This is a genomic window from Paenibacillus nanensis, from assembly GCF_003583765.1.
GTDB lineage: Bacteria > Bacillota > Bacilli > Paenibacillales > Paenibacillaceae > Pristimantibacillus > Pristimantibacillus nanensis.
The window spans coordinates 178,632-198,270 of record NZ_QXQA01000010.1 but is presented as its reverse complement, the minus strand read 5'-3'; the positions used below and the strand labels follow the sequence as shown (position 1 = coordinate 198,270).

General features: G+C 54.5%; 15 protein-coding genes. 7 read left to right on the top strand and 8 right to left on the bottom strand.

What is annotated here, in order from left to right; all coding sequences use genetic code 11:
• The first annotated feature begins 550 nt into the window (after positions 1–550).
• The gene (trpS, locus tag D3P08_RS16685) at positions 551–1,543 is read left to right on the top strand and encodes a tryptophan--tRNA ligase (RefSeq protein WP_119600836.1); all 993 of its coding nucleotides are present in this window, start codon (positions 551–553) and stop codon (positions 1,541–1,543) included.
• Between the two features lie 74 nt (positions 1,544–1,617).
• Here trpS and D3P08_RS27900 read toward each other — a convergent pair whose 3' ends face one another.
• From D3P08_RS27900 to D3P08_RS16670, 4 genes are all read right to left on the bottom strand, one after another.
• Positions 1,618–1,740, bottom strand: a complete 123-nt coding sequence (locus D3P08_RS27900) for a hypothetical protein (protein WP_276311163.1) — start codon at positions 1,738–1,740, stop codon at positions 1,618–1,620.
• A 34-nt stretch (positions 1,741–1,774) separates the two neighbouring features.
• On the bottom strand, positions 1,775–2,269 hold the full coding sequence (locus D3P08_RS16680) for a GNAT family N-acetyltransferase (protein ID WP_119600835.1): 495 nt from the start codon (positions 2,267–2,269) through the stop codon (positions 1,775–1,777).
• A gap of 23 nt (positions 2,270–2,292) precedes the next feature.
• Positions 2,293–2,817 (bottom strand): hypothetical protein, encoded by a 525-nt coding sequence (locus tag D3P08_RS16675; RefSeq protein WP_119600834.1) that lies wholly within the window; start codon positions 2,815–2,817, stop codon positions 2,293–2,295.
• 172 nt (positions 2,818–2,989) lie between these two features.
• Positions 2,990–4,099 (bottom strand): MBL fold metallo-hydrolase, encoded by a 1,110-nt coding sequence (locus tag D3P08_RS16670; protein ID WP_119600833.1) that lies wholly within the window; start codon positions 4,097–4,099, stop codon positions 2,990–2,992.
• A 97-nt stretch (positions 4,100–4,196) separates the two neighbouring features.
• Here D3P08_RS16670 and D3P08_RS16665 point away from each other — a divergent pair, with 97 nt between their 5' ends.
• Both D3P08_RS16665 and D3P08_RS16660 read left to right on the top strand, forming a co-directional pair.
• Entirely contained in the window at positions 4,197–5,156 is a 960-nt protein-coding gene (locus tag D3P08_RS16665; protein WP_119600832.1) for an N-acetylglucosamine kinase, read from the top strand.
• Between the two features lie 119 nt (positions 5,157–5,275).
• Positions 5,276–5,698 carry a TerB family tellurite resistance protein gene (locus D3P08_RS16660; RefSeq protein WP_119600831.1) on the top strand — a complete coding sequence of 141 codons (423 nt, stop codon included), beginning with the start codon at positions 5,276–5,278 and terminating at the stop codon, positions 5,696–5,698.
• Between the two features lie 298 nt (positions 5,699–5,996).
• Here D3P08_RS16660 and D3P08_RS16655 read toward each other — a convergent pair whose 3' ends face one another.
• A complete protein-coding gene (locus tag D3P08_RS16655; RefSeq protein ID WP_119600830.1) occupies positions 5,997–6,407 on the bottom strand; it encodes a TipAS antibiotic-recognition domain-containing protein in 411 nt (136 codons plus the stop codon).
• A gap of 315 nt (positions 6,408–6,722) precedes the next feature.
• Here D3P08_RS16655 and D3P08_RS27345 point away from each other — a divergent pair, with 315 nt between their 5' ends.
• The 3 genes from D3P08_RS27345 to D3P08_RS16640 all read left to right on the top strand — a co-directional run bounded on the left by D3P08_RS27345 (position 6,723) and on the right by D3P08_RS16640 (position 9,812).
• Positions 6,723–7,064 carry a hypothetical protein gene (locus D3P08_RS27345; protein WP_162848509.1) on the top strand — a complete coding sequence of 114 codons (342 nt, stop codon included), beginning with the start codon at positions 6,723–6,725 and terminating at the stop codon, positions 7,062–7,064.
• A 147-nt stretch (positions 7,065–7,211) separates the two neighbouring features.
• Entirely contained in the window at positions 7,212–8,372 is a 1,161-nt protein-coding gene (locus D3P08_RS16645; RefSeq protein WP_119600829.1) for a hypothetical protein, read from the top strand.
• A 6-nt stretch (positions 8,373–8,378) separates the two neighbouring features.
• Complete coding sequence (locus D3P08_RS16640) at positions 8,379–9,812, top strand: MBOAT family O-acyltransferase (protein ID WP_119600828.1); 1,434 nt, start codon at positions 8,379–8,381, stop codon at positions 9,810–9,812.
• 77 nt (positions 9,813–9,889) lie between these two features.
• On the opposite strand, the gene D3P08_RS16635 is transcribed toward D3P08_RS16640, so the two are convergent.
• A complete protein-coding gene (locus D3P08_RS16635; RefSeq protein ID WP_119600827.1) occupies positions 9,890–11,029 on the bottom strand; it encodes a glycosyltransferase family 4 protein in 1,140 nt (379 codons plus the stop codon).
• The gene (locus tag D3P08_RS27530; RefSeq protein ID WP_206098971.1) at positions 11,026–12,921 is read right to left on the bottom strand and encodes a CotS family spore coat protein; all 1,896 of its coding nucleotides are present in this window, start codon (positions 12,919–12,921) and stop codon (positions 11,026–11,028) included. The genes D3P08_RS16635 and D3P08_RS27530 overlap by 4 nt, the downstream gene beginning before the upstream one ends.
• 175 nt (positions 12,922–13,096) lie before the next feature.
• Between D3P08_RS27530 and D3P08_RS16625 the strand changes: the two genes are divergently transcribed.
• Entirely contained in the window at positions 13,097–13,522 is a 426-nt protein-coding gene (locus D3P08_RS16625) for an SRPBCC family protein (RefSeq protein WP_240647589.1), read from the top strand.
• Positions 13,523–14,024: 502 nt separating this feature from the next.
• Here D3P08_RS16625 and D3P08_RS16620 read toward each other — a convergent pair.
• The gene (locus tag D3P08_RS16620) at positions 14,025–19,589 is read right to left on the bottom strand and encodes a phosphodiester glycosidase family protein (protein WP_119600825.1); all 5,565 of its coding nucleotides are present in this window, start codon (positions 19,587–19,589) and stop codon (positions 14,025–14,027) included.
• Positions 19,590–19,639: the final 50 nt, after the last annotated feature.

Below are 19,639 nucleotides of genomic sequence, written 5' to 3'. Positions count from 1 at the left end.
ATAGCCGCGCTTGGAGCTGCTCGTTTTCGCGCGCTAAATCAATTCCGCTTCCCGACTTGACTCTATTCAGGATTCCCGCTATCCTATAGAACAATAAGAGAAGTTTTTGCCCAATAGAATTTCCTCTTCCGAGCACCTCGGAATTTACGGATGCTATTGCGGGAAGCGCATATTGCTACAGCTATGATGGGAAGTAGTACCCTATGGAGCGAATGCTTTTAGCGAGCCGGCGGTTGGTGAAAGGTCCGGCGCAGGAGCCCTTGGCGAATGGATCCCATCGCTTCGAACCGAACCCACGCGCCTGGCGCGGACAGTAGGCTTCGACGGATTCTCCCTCCGTTACCATAGGGAGGCATGATCGAAAGTACGCATAGGACGCGGCAGAAGCGTCTTCTTGCTCCGTTCATGGCAGAGTGCGGCTAACCTTTAGCCGAATTCGGGTGGTACCGCGGAGCAGCGCTTCGTCCCTTGCAGAGGGGGCGGGGCGTTTTTTTATTGCCTTTAACCGTCCCCTGGACACCATTAATTTGATGAAAAGAGGGGTTTATCGATGAGCAAAAGCAAACGTATTTTATCCGGCATCAAACCGAGCGGCGATCTTAATATCGGCGGCTATATTGGCGCATTGCGACAATACGTGCAGCTGCAAGACGAGTATGACGGATTCTTCTTCGTGCCGGATCTTCATGCCATTACCGTGCCTCAGGATCCGAAGGAGCTGCGCGAGCGCTCGCGTCAAATCGCCGCGCTGTATATTGCGGCGGGCGTCGACCCGAACAAGAGCACGATCTTCCTGCAGTCCCAGGTATCCGCACACGCCGAGCTCGGCTGGATTATGGAGACGCAGGCGCATTTCGGCGAGATGAGCCGCATGACGCAGTTCAAGGAGAAGTCGGAAGGCAAGGACGCCGTCAGCACCGCCTTGTTCACGTACCCTGCCTTAATGGCCGCCGACATCCTGCTTTATCAAGCAACGCACGTGCCGGTCGGCGAGGACCAGAAGCAGCACCTGGAGCTTACCCGCGATCTGGCGACCCGCTTCAACAACCGCTTCGGCGAGACGTTCACCGTACCGGAGCCGGTTATTCAGGAGGTAGGCGCGCGGGTTATGGGTCTTGACGATCCTTCCAGCAAAATGAGCAAAAGCAACCCGAACCAAAGCAGCTACGTGCTCCTGCTCGATGAGCCTGCGGCGATCCGCAAAAAGTTCTCCCGCGCCGTTACGGACTCCGACATGAGCGTGCGCTATGACTGGGACAACAAGCCGGCCGTCAGCAACCTCATCGAGATCTATTCCGTCTTCGGCGACGTGTCGATCGCCGATGTGGAGAAGCGCTTCGAAGGGCAAGGCTACGGCGCGTTCAAAAAGGAGCTCGCGGAAGTCGTAATCGCGAAGCTTACGCCGCTCCAAGAGAGATACGCTGAGCTCATTAACTCCGATGAGCTCGACCGCATCTTGCAAGAAGGCGCGCGCAAAGCGGCAGCGGTCGGCCAAAAGACGCTCGACGCCGCCAAGAGGGCGATGGGGCTGTTGGTGTATTAAGCCAATAACGAAGGGGACCGTCATCGCAAGGATAACGGTCCCCTTTCTTTTTTACCAATGGATAACGATCATCATTACTTCGCTGCAGCTGCAGCCGCAGCCGTTCTAACTTGCTCGCTTGCTTTCAGCGCCTCAAGGATGCTGATACGGGCAAAGCCGCCTTTCACTTCAGTCCAGTTGCCTCTTGAAGGATACATGGATTCACCTCCCTTTCAAAGTCTAATTTCCGCTTTACGCCCGCAATCTCAAATAGCCGAGAAGCGCTTCGAAATCGGTCTCATAGACAACTTCTTGGCCGCGCTCGCTCTCAAGCTCGCCTATTCGTTTCGCAAACTTCCCGTACAGTCTATTCAAATACGCTTGATCGCCAAGCGCGTGAAACCGGACAACCCGTACGCCGCCGCTCTCCAGCATCACTTGGCGGATCACTTCGCAGAAGCCCCGATAAAACACGCGGCTGCTGCGGTAGGCGGAGATGAGAATGGTCGAATCAATGAATACGGTCGTCCCGCTTTCGTCGTAGCGGTAATGCACGTAACCCGCCAGTTCGCCCCGCTCGTCATCGAACAGCATCAACCGGCTGCCGGGAACAGAGGTTATGATGTGGGCGATTGCATCGTATAGATTGTATTTGGGATGAAATTGATTGCAATGCGCGATAAAAAATCGGGCGAACCTCGCATAATCCTTATCCAGATCGCACGGTTTGGCGTAAAGCCGATTCATTTCATATTCCTCCTCCGAGCCGATTACGCCGGTACTCTGCGCGAGAACTTGGCTAAGTATGCGTTAAGCTCCGACACCGTCACTCGGTAGGCCAGCAAATTCCCGGAAGCCGTTCCCGGATCGCTTGTCCGACCGGCAAACTTATCGAACAGACGCATGGTGTAGTCATCGGGCTTTGTCCAAAACACAAGCTCGCTCACCTCATCCTCAAGCCAGCGGAGATGCTCGGCCAGATATTGCAATCCCCGAAGAAACAAGGTTGTCCGCCGGTGTTTGTTGTCGAGATAAGCTACTTGCAGCTGCACGATATGGCGGTCCTCATAGTTGCGCTCCCCAGTCCCATGAATATAGCCGAACGCTCCCACCGCCTCGCCGTCGTCATTCAGACATAAAAAGCATTCTCTTTCCATCAAGATTGGACTTGCCAAAAAACTGAATGCAACGGAAAAGGAATATGGCATATTCAACGCTTCGTAGTTCGCCAGCAAAAAATCGATATACTTCCGCTGGTACATCATGCTGGCGCATACGGCAAAGGATTCATTCATAGTACGAAAGCCCCTCATAAAGATTTCCATCATCTTACTCCATCTCGTTCTTACCGCCTATTAACTTTCGTTAATTTTCTTTATAAAAAAAAGCACTCGCCTCCGAAAAGAGACAAGTGCATGCTTCGTCATTCGTATCGTATTCTTTGCCGATTGGCCAGCTTTCCTCCCGCTAGGTCAAACGCCACCATTTGGATTTGGGAATGGTGCTGCCTCCAATCGTCACGCTCTCTCCGATCAGAGGCGTCGCCATACGTACGCCTCGCCGCTCGGCCTCCTTGGCCGCCCGCTCCGGAGGGTCGTTCCAATCATGGAGCGCAAGCGTAAAGCCTCCCCAATGGATCGGAATGAGCACATCGCCTTTGACATCCTTATGGGCCTGCACCGTCTGCTCCGGCAGCATATGAATGGCCGCCCATCTCTCATCGTACTGCCCGCATTCCATCATCGTCAGGTCGAAAGGACCGTAACGTTCTCCAATCTCCTTAAAATGCGGCCCGTATCCGCTGTCACCGCAAAAATACACCCGCGCGGAATGGCCGTGAAGAACCCAAGAGCACCACAAGGTGCTGTCCCGATCGCCAGTGCCTCTTCCGGAGAAATGACGCGACGGCGTACAGGCGAGCTTCAAGCCGTTCAGGTCGCGCTCCTCCCACCAATCCATCTCCGTTATTCGCTCCGGCTCAACGCCCCAGCGTATAAGATGAACGCTGACGCCGAGCGGGACGAAGAAATGGCCAACCTTGCCCTTCAGCGCTCGAACAGAGCTGTAATCCAAGTGGTCATAATGATCATGCGATAAAATGACGTAGTCGATTTGCGGCAGGTCCTCCAGCTTCATCGGCAGCTTCCCGCCGAAGCGCTTCCCTCCAATAAACGGAACAGGCGATGGCGCGATGCCGAACATCGGATCGAATAAAATCGTCAGGCCGCTCATTTGAAGCAGCGCCGCGGAATGGCCGAACCAAATGACCCGGGGATCGGACGGACGCTTAAAGTCCTCGCGGGTTAATTCAACCATCGGCAGGAGAGACGGCGCTTTACGGCTCGGGCTGCCTTTTATAAATTCCCATGCGACAGGGAACATGTCTTTGATGCTTGTGTTCATCTTGGTCGGGACCGGGTAATGGAACCTTCCACCCTTATAATGCGGCAAAGTCTCAAACTGCTTGCGCCGCTCCTTGGAGACGCGCCCGCCAAATGAGGGGACCGCTCGCTGCACAAGCGGAACGGCAATAACGATTAGAACGATAATGCCGAGTATGGTTAAAGCAACATCCATAAGGTTTCCTCCGTCTATCTCTATAATTTGTCCAGATGCTTCCAGTCATATGGTATTATTATCATCATACTCGAGCGGATAAGAGGTGTAAAATCGAATGGATTCATCCGTAGTCATTGGGATTGACGGCGGCGGCACGCATACTCGCGTGATGGTATGCGATTTGTCCGGCAACCAGCTCGCCTATCTTGAAGGAAGTGGCGCAGCTTCCTATCACAAGGACAGAAACGCCGCGCAAAATGTACAGCAAGCCATCCTCGATGCTCTTGATTCGGCAGGACGGCGAGTAGAAGATGTGCGGCAAGTAGCGGCAGGCATTGCAGGCTACGATAATCCAGAGGATTTGACGTGGATCGCGGAGCTGACGGATGTCCCCGGTCTCTCCTGCCCTAAGCTGCATGTCAATGACGCGGTATCCGCGCATGCCGGGGCACTGCTGGCGAGGCCGGGTATTGTCGCGATCTCGGGGACCGGCTCCATCATTCTGGGCATTACCGAAGCAGGCCGGCAAATTCGGAACTACGACTTCCACCATTACGCCGCCAGCGCCGCTCGGTTCATCGCTTATGATGCCGTTTTTGAAGCGCTCGCGGGTAATCGGGATGTGTCCGACGGAAGCCTGCTCCTCGCTATGCTGCGGCATTTTGAAGCCGGGAGCCTGGAACAGCTGGCGGAGCTTGCCCGGCAGGGCTTTCACAGCGACCGCAGAGAGCGGGATAAGCGGTTCGGCCAGTTCGCTCCCTATGTAACCGAAGCGGCGGAGCACGGAAGCTCCATCGCGACCCTAGTCCTTAACCGCGCGGCTGCGCAGCTGAAGACGGGGATCGAGCTGATCGCGGCGGGATTTGATAGCGATGACGTGCAGGTTGCTTTAATCGGCAGCGTTATATCCAGCCCTTATCTGTCCCGCACCTTGACGAAGCTATTGGCGGACGGCCGGAATAAACGGTATATCGTGACGCCTCCCGAGCTTGAGCCCGTCGCCGGCTCCGTGCTGCTCGCGCTCAAAGCGCTCGGTCTTCCGGCTACAACGATAACGCCCGATCCTAGACGCTGACGAACCGCTTGCCTTAGCTGCCGATTGAATTTCGCTTCATACTTTACTACACTGTACATATCTTCCTGTCCAAGCTTGGACAGCATTGAACCTGATTGTTTGAAAAGGAGTGTACGCTATTGTTTTTGCATTTTATAGAAGAACGCGCGCATAAGGAAGCTTTCCTCGAGCTTGCGCACCGCATCTCGAAATCGGACGGGTTCGTGAACCGCAATGAACGGAATATGATTCAAAGCTGGATGCATGAGCTTGGCATTGAAAAGTGGGAGCCAGGCGCAAGCTCACAGCTTACGACGGCTGAATTGGTCGGCAACTTGAAGGACGAGAGGCTTAAGCATATTTTCTTGGCGGAAATGCTGCTGCTCATTCTGGCGGACGGCAGTTATTTCGACGCGGAGATCCAAATCGCCGATGAAGTGCGCCGGCTGTTCGGCCTTGACGAAGCAGGCTTTAACAAGTTCAAGGACTGGGCCGAGCAGGTGAACAAGCTGATGGTTGAAGGCATGAAGCTGATTCTAAGCACGTCCAGCGAGCGAGTCTAGTTTAGCTGGAACAAGAAAAAGAAACCGAACCTTACGCAATGGATGCAGTGCCTTCCTTGCTGTACGGACGGTTTCTTTTTGCTTTTTTAAAGTAAGATGAGGGCAGCCCTCATTTTGCTGTTTGCGAGGCGCGCAAGGAAGAACCTGCCCTTTCGTCGGCGCCTCTGCAGCGAGCTCTCGCGCTCCAATGACGCCACTCGCCATGAGCCGCTCCTGCGGCTCTCTCTGGCGCTCCAATGGCGCTTCTCGCCATTGAGGCGGCCTCTGCGGCTCGCCCCGAGCGTCGAGAGCGAGCGCGCTACTTCTTCGCGTTGTCCGCGAAGTAGGCCATCGCGTCGCGCATGAAGACGGCCAGGCCTTCGCCGTATTCGTCAAAGGTCGCCTTGAAGCGCGGGTCAGTCACGTAGGTCTGACCGAGAATCTTAAACGCTTCCATCGAGTAATTGCCCATGCGCTGAAGCATCTTATACCACTCGCCGATGGCCTTTTGCGCCTCTGGCGAAGTCGGATCGCTGTGCCGCAAGTTGGCTAGCCGCTGATACAGAACTTCAAGCTCGTCCTCCAAGTTCCAAACTTGATTTTCCTTCAAAAGCGCATTTACCTTGGCACTTGACTCTTCGAACTTTTTCCCGCTCCAAAGATTGCTCGCTTCTTTCTCGGTAGGTTTGTTGCCTAAACGAATGACTTTGGATTTCTTTTTATTTGCCATTGTAGCCCCTCCTCTTGCGTGACGGCAGCCGGAATCCGGCGTGTAATCAGGAATAATGCGGGACTCCCGCGCTTCGTTCCCGATTCATGTCGCAGCTTCCTTCACCTTTATGTAGCGCTCTCGTCTCCCACGAACCTTTTCTATAACGTATCACGCAACGTGAGAGTCAATACAGTATTATAAACTTTTTTTTGAAAGAACGAAATCTAGTTGAAATCTGCTCTTATCCTGCTTCATCTACCCACGCCAACACGGTGCGCCTTTTATACAATATACAAGCTTTAAAAATAAGCCATCAGGTGGAGGGATTGGATCTTGTCTATTCTAAAACAAGTGAAGCGCATTTTAAAGTCGAAAGAGGTTTCGGAGCTCGTCGTGGAGTACGAAAACGGCAGCACTGAGTCTTTTTCGCTGGAAGACGGAAGCAAAGGGGCTATGAAAAAGGTTCTGAAATCCGTGGAGTGGGATGACGTCGCGGAAGTGCAATTTGTTGTAGCCGAGGAGGACGACGAAGACGAAGATGAGGATGACGAAGCCTCGGTAGCAGCGGATGACGATGACGATGACGATGATGACGACGACGATGACTTTTCTGAATTTCTGAATGATGACGATGACGATGAGGATTACGACGACGAGGACGAGGACGAAGATTAGACCCGCATGTATTCGCAGCTTTAGGCCGCCAGATTTTCTGGACGGCCTTTCTTTATGCGCAGATTCGAAAAAACGGTACAATCCCTTGGCGATTGTGATAATATATTTTTGTTAGAATACCGGTAAAAGGGGTTCATTGTATCCATCATGATTAGGAATTCGTCATCATCCACTCACGCGCCGGCAACCGACTCGAACAAGAGCCGTCTCTCCTACCGCATCATTCGCAAGAAGAGATACGGGCTCTACGGGATCGCATTTGCCGTTTTGTTTTTTGTCCTTGCGCAGATCGCTGTCAGTTACTATGTAAATTTGAACACCGTGTATAAGCACCGCCTCAACTACAACATGTTCCTGGAAGACCAAAGCATGATTGAAGTCGTTATTGAAGAAATAGCCAAAACAATCAAGCGAGACAAGCTCACCGACTACGCCATACTGATTGGAAACTCGGTAGCCTGGGGAACGAACGAAAGCTCCGAGCATTCCTTGGGCCGCTATTTGTCCGATCAAGCCGCTGCTTCGGAAACGGAGCCTCTGCAGGCCGTCTTTAACTTGTCCGCTCCGTCGATTATGGCCGGCGACGCGTATACGCTGCTCCTCATGCTGGAGGATCACGGCATTAAGACGGACAATGTGTTTATCGGCTTGTCCTACTCCGCGTTCGTTGAGCCGAAGCCGGGGCCACGACAGGTGTTCTGGCTGGGCGACTTTTTAAGGGAGCAGGACCCGGAAGCGTTCGCCGACGTGCTGCCGCATCTTCAGCAGAACCAATATGAGTATGTTACCGGCTGGGACCGTTTCGAGGAAAACATGATCGATACGCTGTTCCGCAGCATCCCGGTCGTCAAATACAAAGAGGTCATTCCCGCTTACCTGGAGCAGAAAAAGGCCGGCACCGACCTGCTAGGCGATCCGCGGCCATGGAACCAGAAGCAATTTGCGGAAAGCTGGCTGACCGATCCGCAATATTTGAGTTTTTTTGACCCCGCGCCGTTTGATATGAGCGAGAGCAACTGGGGCGTCTATTTTATGAACAAGATTATCGAGCACCAAGAAGGCAAACGCCTCCTCGTCTTCGTATCCGGAGGGAACGGCGAATTGTCCAAAAAAGAAGTGACAAACCCGGGGTATATCGAAAATATGGCTAAAATCGAAGATTATTTTACAAGCAAGAAGGTTCCGCATCTCATGATGCAGGATCTCATCCAGCCCGATCACTTTACGGACCATGTCCATTTGACGAAAGAAGGCAACGAGGAGCTTGCCGGGTTCATATGGCAAACGTGGACGGGTAAGGGGGAATAAGCAGCTATGCTATTTAATACGCCGATATTTCTCCTGTTTCTCGTCGCCGTCGTCATTCTGTATTACGCATTCCCCCGCGGGAGAATGCTTGTACTCGCGCTTGCGAACGCCGCCTTCTACGCATATGCCGGCGTAGGCTACTTCCTGTTGTTTTTCTGTATCGTCGCATCCGTCTATTTCATCTCCAAAGGACTGGGAGGGCGGCGCGGCAGGCTTGCTTTAACGGCAGGGTTAACCATCGTGCTCGGCAATCTGCTGTTCTTCAAATATTCGATGTTCCTGCTCGAGAATGTGGAGCGGATACTCGGTCTGACATTCTCGCTGCAGGGAACTGCGTTCGATGACCGCTCGATCGCTTTGCCGATCGGCATCTCGTTCTATTCGTTCCAGCTGATCGCGTATCTGGTGGACGTCTACAAGGGCAAATTAAAGCCAAGCCGCTCCTTGTTCGAGTTCTGGGTATTCATCTCGCTGTTCGCGCATTCCGCAGCGGGGCCGATTCTTCGGGGCAACGACTTCCTGCCTCAATTGCGGGCTATTCAGGCCATCCGATTCCGCACGCCGCGTGTTAAGCTGGGCCTCTCCTTTATATTGCTGGGGCTTATCAAAAAGGTCGTCATCGTCGAGCAGATCGCTCCTTACGTCAACGATTATTTCAGCAAAGCGCAAACGTTAAGCGGCGTAGAATCGTGGATCGCCTCCTATCTGTTCGCATTCCAAATCTATTTCGACTTCTCGGCGTACAGCGAGATGGCCGTCGGTATCGGCTTCCTGCTTGGTCTCCGCCTTGATTTGAACTTTAAAACGCCTTACTTAAGCTCGAATCCCGCAGAGTTCTGGAGAAGATGGCATATTACGCTGTCGCAGTGGATCCGCGATTATATCTTTATCCCGCTCGGCGGCTCGCGCGTCGCGAATTGGCGGGTATACTTCAACCTGATTGCGGCCATGACGATTTCCGGCTTATGGCACGGCGCCGCCTGGACCTTCATTATTTGGGGCTTGTACCACGGCATTCTGTCGGCGGTTCATCGGATGTACGGCAAGGGACTTGCCAAGCTGGGCTGGCAGCGGCTGACGAAGAACGGGTTTTACAAGGTCGTTTCGATCGCGGTGTTCTTCCACCTGACGGTTATCGGCTGGGTATTCTTCCGGGCAAACAGCTGGTCGGACGCCGTTTATTTGCTGAAGAAGATGACGCTGATTCACGGCGTAACGGTTACAAAGGAGCAGCTCCTGCTGATCGCCCTTATTATCGGGCTTTATCTGCTGCACATTCTGGAGTCGATTATCGTCAAAAACTTCAAACGCCTCTCGCTCGCTTGGGAGATTCGAATACCTGCCGTTATCCGAGGCGCAATCTACGCGGCCGTTGCGATCTTGCTGCTTATGCTGCTGATGCGCGGCGAAGCCAGCACATTCATCTATTTCGCGTTCTAGCCCGCGGACTTATCAAACGCATCCCAAAGAACCCTGCCGAATGCTGGCAGGGTTTCCTTCTGCCCTAGTAAGAGCCGTCAATTTCCCCATACATCCAAAATTTGGCCCGCCACGCGGTCCCATGTGAAATTTTCTTCAACCAGCTGGCGGCCATGCAGCCCCATCTGGCTAGCGCTATTTAGATTGGACAAGATGGTGTTCAAATGGGCGGCATACTCCGCGGGATCCTCAGGGTTCTGAACGATAACGCCGTTGTTATTTCGAATGACTTCCGGATTGCCGCCTCGAGCAGTCGTTATAACCGGCAATCCTGCCGCCATCGCCTCGTAATGCACGCGCGCCAGCGGCTCCTCCCAAATCGACGTACAGACGAAAACATCCGCCGCGCAGAACCATTGGTGCACTTCGCTTGCCTGAACATAGCCGGTTGTCATAACGGGTATAGGCGATTTCTCCGCAAGCGCGCGAAGATAAGCGATATAATCGCTAACCCGGTTGTCGCTGTACCACGCGGCGCCGACTATAACGAGGACAGCGTCGGAGTGGTTCAACTGGGACATCGCCCTGACCAGCACATGCGGCCCCTTATTTCGAGATAGCCGTCCGACGAACAGAATGACCTTTTTGTTGCCGAGATTGTGCGCGGAACGGATGCTGTCCCGATCCTCCTGCGCCGATTGCGACTGCCTCCATGGGGCAAATCGCGAGAGATCGACGCCGGAATAGATCGTCCGGATTTTCGATTCCGCTTGCGGATAAAATCTGCATATTTCGGAGCCGATATAGTTGCTGATCGTCACAATCGTCTCCACGCGTTCAATGACGGCCTCCCCCTCCTCCTTGCTCAGCTTCACCGGATTAAACATATCGTTGTGCATGCTGAGCACGATACGGGCGTTCGGTCTGACGGAGGATACCGGCAGGACCATCTTCGGGCGGTTAAAAATATGAATGATATCGTATTGATCAGCGCTGGTTTCCAAATACGGGATGACGTTGCTCATATAGATATCCAATAGCCCCTGCGACTCAAATCGCAGGTAGCGAATACCCCCGACTGTCTCATCATCTGGCAGGTCCGGATCAGACCTGCCTATGATGGTAATTTGATGATGTTTACTGAGAAGCTGCGAGACGCCGCCGATATACGTTTGAATGGCTCCGCCCCGTATGTTAGGCACAGGCAGCTTCTCTGTGCATATCATTAATATATTCATATCACTTTCTCCCTCATGTTAGCGCTACTTCTGAAGGCGGAGATATAGGCCTTGCCAGAAGGGGCCGCGGATGATTGAAAGAATGACTTGATTGCCGCTTTACGAATCGTTTTTGCCTTTTTCGTTTTGCGCGATGATTTCGTTTTCGATTTCAAAAGCTTCATCGCTTCTTGTCTTGCCGCTTCCGTCCTTAGGTTATTTATTGCTTTTCGCAGCTTGGAATTAGGCTGCTTTTGGGCTGCACGCGGCTGCGTTAACAGCGGTGCGGCGCTTTTTGCTGCGCTTTTTGCTGCTCTTTTGGCCTTTTTCAAGCTCTTGGCGGCTTTTACTGTTTTCGCCGGTTTTACTGGCTTTGCCGGTTTTACTGACCTTGCCGGTTTTGCCGGTTTTGCCGTTTTTTCCTGTCTGGCCGGTTGAACCGTTCTAGCCGCGCCCCGTTGCTCCTGCGGCCTTTCGGCAAAAGGCTTGTGCCTTTGTTTCGGCTGCTGCTGGCGATTGCGGACCGGCAGCGCAATGATTGGCAGCGGCAAGGCTGTCTGAGCTTTATTGCGGTTGCGCGCGGGCGCTCCAGTCTCGACCGGTTTCGGCCCTTCGAACAGCTTAACCGATCCGTCAGGCTGTACGACAAGCCGAATGATTCGACTCTCGCTCCGTTCGGCCCGCTCCGGTCTTGCCGGTTTTACCGGTTTTGCAGGTTGTGCCGTTTCTGCCTCTCTTCTCACGTAATCGCGGTAGGAATAAGGCTGGCTCGGTACCGCTTCGATCTCCGTGTAATCGCCTGCCGGATATTTTTCCATATCTTTCTCCAGCTCGCGCAGCACTTCCCACTTGTTCGCTTCCGTCATTAAGACCCGGTCCAATATGGCATCAAGCTCGGTATTCATGAATTCCACCGGGCTGAACACAACTTCCTTCACATGCTTATAAAATTCATTCGGGAACGCCATGTCGATCCATAGCAGCTCGAACGTCTCCCGATCCAGCGGATTCGCGCGATGGTACGCGTCAATTACGCCGCGAATCCATGCTAAATCCCATGTACCCATGTCATCCATCGTACTGGTTATAATCTTCCGAAGGTCGCGGATCGGCAGGTCGAAAGCCACGCCGTCCAGGTCGATAACCCAGATGCCGCCAGGACCCATCTGACCGTTTGACCAGCCGTAATCCTGATGCGCGAGACCCCAATGAGCTTCGCCTTTCCGAATCATTTTCTGGTAGGCGGAAGCTTGGAACCTCGCGAATATTTCTTTGGCTTGCGTTTCAAACGTATCGACCACTGACAGCAGCTTAGAGCTTGCCGCCGTGTCAGGATAAGCTCTCGCGATATGGCGGAACCATCCGATCTTCGTCATAATCTTTTGGTACTGGCTTTCCCATTTAAAAATGCGGGACGACTTTCCGGCTTCAAGCGGCGGTACATACCCTTTCGACCATTGGTGAAACTCGCCGAGCCCGTGTACCAGCGTCTGGGCTCCCTCCAAATCAATCTTGGCTACAGGCGTCAGCGAATCGATCCAGTCCGTCACGATCCAAAGCTTGCCGCCTGCGACAACGGAGTTTCGGCCATCTATGGTATGAATAATAGCGGGTACGCGTGCACCCTTCTTCACCACGTATTCCTGAGCGCCTACGCTGAATAAGCTTCGCGCAGGCGTCCGATGAAGCACCTTCAAGCTTCGCGGTCCATGATTCGTCTCAATGCGCCAGATCGCCCCGCCTTTATCAGGCTTTGAAGTAATAAGCTGCATACTTCGCACGTCCATTGCATAGAACTTGCAGACTTGATTGGCGAGTTCTTCCAGCTCGGGCGGAACGTATTGTTCCAGATTCATTCCGGATGATTCTTCCGTCAGCAGGTCATCCCACGGCACAATCTGATATTGTTCCAACTAAGCAACCTCCACTCTTGGGTAACGGTCAACGTTGAAGTTGTTCATTTATGTATATGTTTAGTAGATGAGCTTGGATAGGTATACCTGTGGAGTTTAATGATCTTGTAAAGAATTTGGTTATACTAGGGATAAATTTCACGTTTTCAGGTTGGAGGGGCGATTCTTGGTCGATGTGTTGACGGAGATTACCATTCGGCGGCCTTGCGGAAAGGTCTCGGAATATGCGGCAAATCCCGACCGCGCGCCGGAGTGGTACGAGAATATCAAAGAAGCCGAGTGGCGGACGCCTAAGCCGCTGCAGGTCGGCAGCTTAATTGCCTTCAAGGCGAGGTTCCTCGGCAGGGAGCTGGCTTATGTGTACGAAATCGCCGAATACGATCCCGGACGGCTGCTTGTCATGCGGACGGCGGACGGCCCGTTCCCGATGGAGACGACCTATACGTGGGAGCCTATCGAAGAAAATGCGACTCGCATGACGCTGCGCAACCGAGGCAGGCCGTCCGGCTTCTCCGCGGTGTTCGCGCCATTTATGGCTTTGATGATGCGAAGGGCGAACAACAAGGACTTGAGGCGGATTAAGCAAATATTGGAGCGGTGAAGGCCGGCGCAGTAAGCCGAGAAAATCGGCTTATTGCAGCGGATTAAGCTTCGGCGGCGGCTGTAAGCCGTGTAAATCGGCTTATTGCGACGTGGGAAGCTTCAGCGGGCGACAGTAAGCCGAGAAAATCGGCTTACTGCGACGGATGGTGCTTCGGCGGCGGCTGTAAGCCGTGAAAATCGGCTTATTGCGGCGGATGGTGCTTCGGGGCGGCTGAAGCCGAGAAAATCGGCTTATTGCGACGGACCGAGCTTCGGGTGCGACTGTAAGCCGTAAAAATCGGCTTACTGCGGCGGATGGAGCTTCAGCGGCGGCTGTATGCCGTGAAAATCGGCTTATTGCGGCGGATGGTGCTTCGGCGGCGGCTGTATGCCGTAAAAATCGGCTTATTGCGACGGGCCAAGCTTCGGGTGCGGCTGTAAGCCGTGTAAATTGGCTTACACAAAAAAGCTGCCGTGCCCGGCGAAGCTCCGGGAACGGCAGCCTGTTGGTTTACGGACTGCTACAATGCATCGATATTGCTTATGAGGCTGTGAATCAGCTTGGCGCTTTGCGCCCTCGTACCGAAGCCTTCCGGCTTGAACTGCTGGTTCGGGTAGCCCTGCATCAAGCCAAGCTCATGGGATAACGCGACAGCCTGCTTCGCCCAGTCCGGAGCGGCATCGATGTCTGCGTACGGCGCTTCGCCGCTTGCAGTCTTCTCCTCGCCGGTCGCATACGCGTAGGCGCGAACGATCATCGCCGCCATTTCCTGACGCGTTACTTCGGCATCCGGCTTGAACATGCCGCTTCCTGTGCCCGTCACGATTCCGGCCTGCGCGGCGAGCGATACCTCGCGAGCGTACCATGCGTCAGCCGGCACGTCCATGAAGCCGGCCTCAGCTTCGCTTTCAACGCCTAATGCGCGTACGAGCAGAGCCGCAAATTCGGCGCGTGTAATGCGCTCTTCGGGCGCGAACAACGCAGCTGTTACGCCTTGCGCGATATGCTGGGCCGAGAGCTCCAGAATGGCGTCCGCCGCCCAATGATCGGCCGCGACATCCTGGAACGTTTTCCGGTATTCCAGTACGGCATAGTAGCTGAAGTGAGGAATGTCGGCGGTCAGCCACCCGTCCTTCCACTGGCCTCCCATATAGGTGAGCTTCCCTTCATCAGAGATGTAGTAGAAGCCGGCCAGCTTTCTTGCCGTTTGGGCAGACGTCTTAATCGCAATGGACAGCGGCTCCTCAAAGCGGCTGACCTTCTGCTTCTCTCCGCCCGCATCGGTTACGACGAGGCTGAAGGACCAGATTTCACCGGCCTGCTTCAATTTGGCGCCGGTCTGCTCCTCGGCTTTCTTCAGCAGCTTATTGGCTTCCGGACGCGCGAGCTGCTCGATTCCAAGCGTAATTCGTCCATCCTTCCGCTGCTCCTCCGGCAATTTCGCCGCAATTTCCTTCAGCCATTCGGAAGACAAGGTTAGCTCATAATCTCCGGCTTGAATCACAACGTCGGATTTGCCAGCCAGCTCTGCCGCGTTACCCGGCAGAACAAGCTCCCGCATCGACTCATCCACCCGAAGGACGATGTCCTCACCGTCTTCGTTACCTTTCAGCTGCTCCGGCTTCACCTCGACGCGGGATGGGTCTCCCGGAGGCGCAGGTGTTGGCGTCGGGAAAGGACCAGGCGGCGGCGTTGCCGGCTTATCCTCCTTCACGATATCGAAGGTGTCAACAGTCTCGCCATCTACCGTCTTCGCCGTTATCGTAATCGTGTCTCCCTCGAACTCGACCGACGTATACACATTGACTTCATCGGCAAACACGAATTCCTGCCAATACCGCTCTGTCAGAGCGTAGAATTTCGGCCCCGTGGAGCCTCCGATCACATAGCGCGTGCCCTCTCCGGCTTCCACGATCTCTCCGCCCTTCATCGGGAACGTCCGCAGATAGACGTGATCATGACCGTTCAATACGAGGTCGACCTCATGCTTATCGAAGATCGGCACCCAATGCTCCTGCACCTGCGTATTCGTATAAATGCTTCCGTATGGACCTTGATGGAATACGATGACCTTCCATTTTTTATCCGAAGCGCTTAGGTCTTGATCCAGCCATTCTCCCTGCTCAATGAGCGCTTCCTCGGACATTTCCGTATTGAGCATAACGAAATGCGTATCCTTCATGTCGAAGGAATAACTGCTGCCTTTGGCCACATCCGCGCCGTTCTGAGGGTTATGGAAATGCGCCAAATAGTCGCCGTTTCCATTTGTCCCCATCACCTCGTGATTGCCTACTACCGTCTGCAGCGTATACTTCATGAAAATGTCTTGAGCGGCGGCGAACCAATAGTTCCACTGCTCTTGTTCATAACCATGGTCGACCATGTCGCCAGCATGGATAAGGAGTTCGGCGTCCGGCATGTCTTCTACTGCCTTAGCCAAAGCCGCTCCCCATCGCGCAAAGCCGGCTTCATCGGCCGCCTGCGAATCGCCGAAAAATAACAGCTTCAGACTGTCCCCGTCCGCCGCCGTTGTCCGGAATTCGCCTTGTTCGCTTACATGACCGGCGCCGTCCCCAACCCGGTACACATACGCCGTATCCGGTTCAAGACCGGTTATTTCCGCTTTATGGACGCGGTAGGTGCCGTCATTGTTCGAATTGTAAAGACTGCTTTCGCCTTCAGTCCTCGTGATATTGTCCGCGCCGAAATCGGTGAATTGCTCCTTCGGCGCCCATTCCACAACCGTTGCCGTTGTATCAGGATGCGTATGCCACGTCAAATGCCTTGACGTCGACGCGTCCTCGCCAACGGATACGCTGATGTTCAACGGAGCAGGCGTGCCCGTAAACGCGGCCACCGGGAACGTGATAACCGGGCTGTAGGCGTCTCCCTTCTTCGCCTGAACGGTGAAAGTACCCGTAGCCTGCGTCGCATCCGCCGTTGTGAGAATGCCGTTTGCGTCGGAGCTGGCTTCCGGCACCTCCGTTCCGTTCAGCAGCAGGGAAGCGCCCTCGACAGCTGCGCCGTTTTCGGTGATCGTGAACGACGCCGGCTGGCCTAACGCGATGCTGTAATGATTCCACAGCAGCTTCAGTTTATTTTTGACGGTCGAAGTAATCGGCGCGCCATAGGTCGGCTTCGTCGTCCCGTCCGTCAAGACAATCGAGCCGGACTGGAACTCAATCGTATGGTCGCGGGTTGCTTCTCCGCCCTTCGACTGCTCGAGTCCAAGCGGGCCGATCGCGCCGCTCTTCACCGTGTAGCGAACTTGCGCCAGCACATCGCTGTCTGTTAGGGATGCCGATTCCAGATCGGCAAACGTAATGGCGACCAAGCCCTGTGCCTCATCCACGGTCGACGCCAGCTGCGTATCGCTGAGCTTCGGTCCGCGAATCACTTCGAAGGACTGCGTGACATCCTTATCGAAGCGGTATTCCACATGCCCGCCATTCAGCAGCGCCGCCTTCTCCGCTTTGATCGTCATCTCGTACGTCGCGCCCGCAAACTGCTCCTGCGGCGTTTCATTCAGGAACAGCGGGGAACCGAGGTTCACGTTAAAATACCATTCTTTAATCGTCTGATTGCCGCTCATATCCCGAACGGCGATCTTCGCTTTATGCCGGCCTTCCGCTAAAGGCTCCGTCGGTGTATACGTAATCGTGCCCTTTGGCGGATATAGACCGTGCTGAACGAGCTGGTCATCCAAGTAGACGCGGATGGATTCCGGATGAATCAGCGTTGTAGCCGGGTGCTGCACCGGATCGTACCCGTCGTCCTCGGCGGTTGCGCTGATCGTCGGATGCGCGTTTTTGACGGTCGTGTTCTCCGCCGGCGCGATGCTGCGAATAATCGGAGGCGCAATGTCCTCTTCCACCGAGCCGTAAAGCGCGCGGATATCATCGACGTAAATCGCTCCGGCGTCCTTCTTGGCGTTGCTCGTTTCCATATAACGAACCGGCATGTCGATCGTGAACGGCGTTGTTTTGCCGGCTGGAACGTTCGCCTCGACATAACGCCAACCTGTCCAATTGACACCCGTCGTCTGTGGAGTGAAGTCCAGCGGAATCGCGGCATTGTTGCCATCCCTCATTTGCATGCGAAGCCAATGCGCCTTCCCGTCGCCGTACACCCACATGCTGATTTTTTGCGGATAGCCCGGCACGACAATTTTGTCAGCCGCGCTTGTCTGCAAATAAGCGCCAGATGTCCCGGTCTTCCCGGTAAAATCATAGGACAGCTTCAGCGAGGTCGAGCCGGAGCGGACAAAGTCCGGATTCGTCTCTTCTTCGATATTGACCGTGTTATACGCGGCGCCTCCCGCAAAATAACGGTCAAGGCCCGATTCGAAATCCTCCAGCATGACGGGAGGAATGCCTACGCTAACGTTCATCGATGCTTCCAGGTCGCCAAAAGCCGCGATGATTCGGCCCGATTGGCCGTTTTCTTCGGTTGCCGTAAACACACCGTTATCGTCGATCGTGCCGATCTCCCCCTCAACCCGCCATTCAAAGCTGCTGTTGTCCGCCTGAATGACTTGGCCGTCGCGCGTCGCTACGACCGATAACGTCTCCGACATGCCGGATTCATAAGTCTTCGCCTCGTCCGGGAATTCGATAGCCGTCAACTGATCGACCACTTCGATCTCCGCCGTCCCTTGGACGCCGTCTGCTTGAACGGTAACGACGCCCTTCCCGGCTTGATTGCCGGCTGTAAATACGCCGCCGGCATCCACCCCGCCAAGCGAGACGTCTGCCGTCCAAACTGGGGTGCCGGTTATAGCAGCCGGATGCCCGTTAGCATCGACCCCTTTTGCCTGGAGCACAATACTTGTTCCTGCTAAAACCCGTTCCGCGTTCGGCTGAACGGCCAATGCCGCGGGAGTGCCGAGCTCCGGCGCTTTATTCACCAGCAGCAGGCCGTTACCGGTTTTGCGCTCGCCGCCGTCCGATGGGCTGTTCATGACCCGGTAAGCCGTCTCGCCCGGCAGCTTCGCAACCATGGTCGACGACCCGCCGCCGTCCAGGTTCATCGCCTGCACGACGCCGAGATCCGCCATGATTGCCGCCAGCTCCTCCGTCTCGACGCCCTCGCTGAAGCCCGGCTGGCGCCCGTCGATCTCGAACAAAACGATCGAGCCGTCCGCTTTGGTGCCGATTGCGGTTCTTGGGTGGATGCCCGCCGGACCGACACCATTCTGCACAACGCCGTCCTTAATGAGCGGCCCCGTGCCGCCTATCGCGACCTCCACATCGCCCCAGCCGTCGCTTAACGTAAATTCCGCCGTCACTTCGTCGCCCGGCTGCAAGCCGGCCAGCACGGAGCGCATATTGCCTGAAGCGGACAGGACAACTTGTCCAGCTTGCAGCGGCGTATTGCCTTGACCCGCTCGCACTTCCGCAACCTGCAGCCGCAGCGGCACGCCGTGTTTCACTTCTCCCGAGATGATGTTGAGTACAACCTCATCTCCTTCGTTCGAGGTCATCGTCGATGTATAATAATCGTTTGTGTATAGAACAAGCTGATTGTCACTCCGGAAACGATTGATATGCGTAATTGGTATGACGGAGCCATCGATTGAAAGGGTCTTCGTCAGCATCGGCGTACCATAGATCGAAGTGCCATCCGCTCTTAAACCGAAAGCGTATGAGGTTGTAGAGCTGTTCAATATGCGCCCGTCTCCCATAAACAACCCGTTCGGCACGCCGGTCGCATTCCCGCTAATTTCGAAAAAATCGCCGTTAATGCCTGCAATAACGCGATTTCCTGGAGCGTCCGCATAAGCAGCCATCTGCGTTACGCCTTCCATGCCTCGTACTTTGCCGGACTTGGTGCCTGCAATGAGACCTAAATTCGGATTTTGCGGGTTAAATGTAACAAAATGCGCTTTCTGCGTCCCGCCTGATGTCTTCATGTCATACCAGGTGTATGTCGCCCCTGGCGCTAGCTCCATCTGCCGCTGATCGACGACCTTCCCGAACGTTGTGCTCGGCGGATCCATCGACCCCGCGGATACCGCCGGCGCCAGCAATGAAAACAGCATCATGATAGCAAGAATCAAGCCGGCGACGCGTTGTCGCTCCTTCATTTTCTTACCTCCTCATTGTTTTTTTTCTTCACCCTTGCGATTATAGGTGA

Excerpts from the sequence above, each read along its gene's own strand:
- D3P08_RS27900 (WP_276311163.1), bottom strand. The coding sequence starts at position 1,740 with ATGTATCCTTCAAGAGGCAACTGGACTGAAGTGAAAGGCGGCTTTGCC.
- D3P08_RS16670 (WP_119600833.1), bottom strand. The coding sequence starts at position 4,099 with ATGGATGTTGCTTTAACCATACTCGGCATTATCGTTCTAATCGTTATT.
- D3P08_RS16655 (WP_119600830.1), bottom strand. The coding sequence starts at position 6,407 with ATGGCAAATAAAAAGAAATCCAAAGTCATTCGTTTAGGCAACAAACCT.
- D3P08_RS16665 (WP_119600832.1), top strand. The coding sequence starts at position 4,197 with ATGGATTCATCCGTAGTCATTGGGATTGACGGCGGCGGCACGCATACT.
- D3P08_RS16640 (WP_119600828.1), top strand. The coding sequence starts at position 8,379 with ATGCTATTTAATACGCCGATATTTCTCCTGTTTCTCGTCGCCGTCGTC.
- trpS (WP_119600836.1), top strand. The coding sequence starts at position 551 with ATGAGCAAAAGCAAACGTATTTTATCCGGCATCAAACCGAGCGGCGAT.
- D3P08_RS16645 (WP_119600829.1), top strand. The coding sequence starts at position 7,212 with ATGATTAGGAATTCGTCATCATCCACTCACGCGCCGGCAACCGACTCG.
- D3P08_RS16620 (WP_119600825.1), bottom strand. The coding sequence starts at position 19,589 with ATGAAGGAGCGACAACGCGTCGCCGGCTTGATTCTTGCTATCATGATG.
- D3P08_RS16680 (WP_119600835.1), bottom strand. The coding sequence starts at position 2,269 with ATGAATCGGCTTTACGCCAAACCGTGCGATCTGGATAAGGATTATGCG.
- D3P08_RS16635 (WP_119600827.1), bottom strand. The coding sequence starts at position 11,029 with ATGAATATATTAATGATATGCACAGAGAAGCTGCCTGTGCCTAACATA.
- D3P08_RS16675 (WP_119600834.1), bottom strand. The coding sequence starts at position 2,817 with ATGAATGAATCCTTTGCCGTATGCGCCAGCATGATGTACCAGCGGAAG.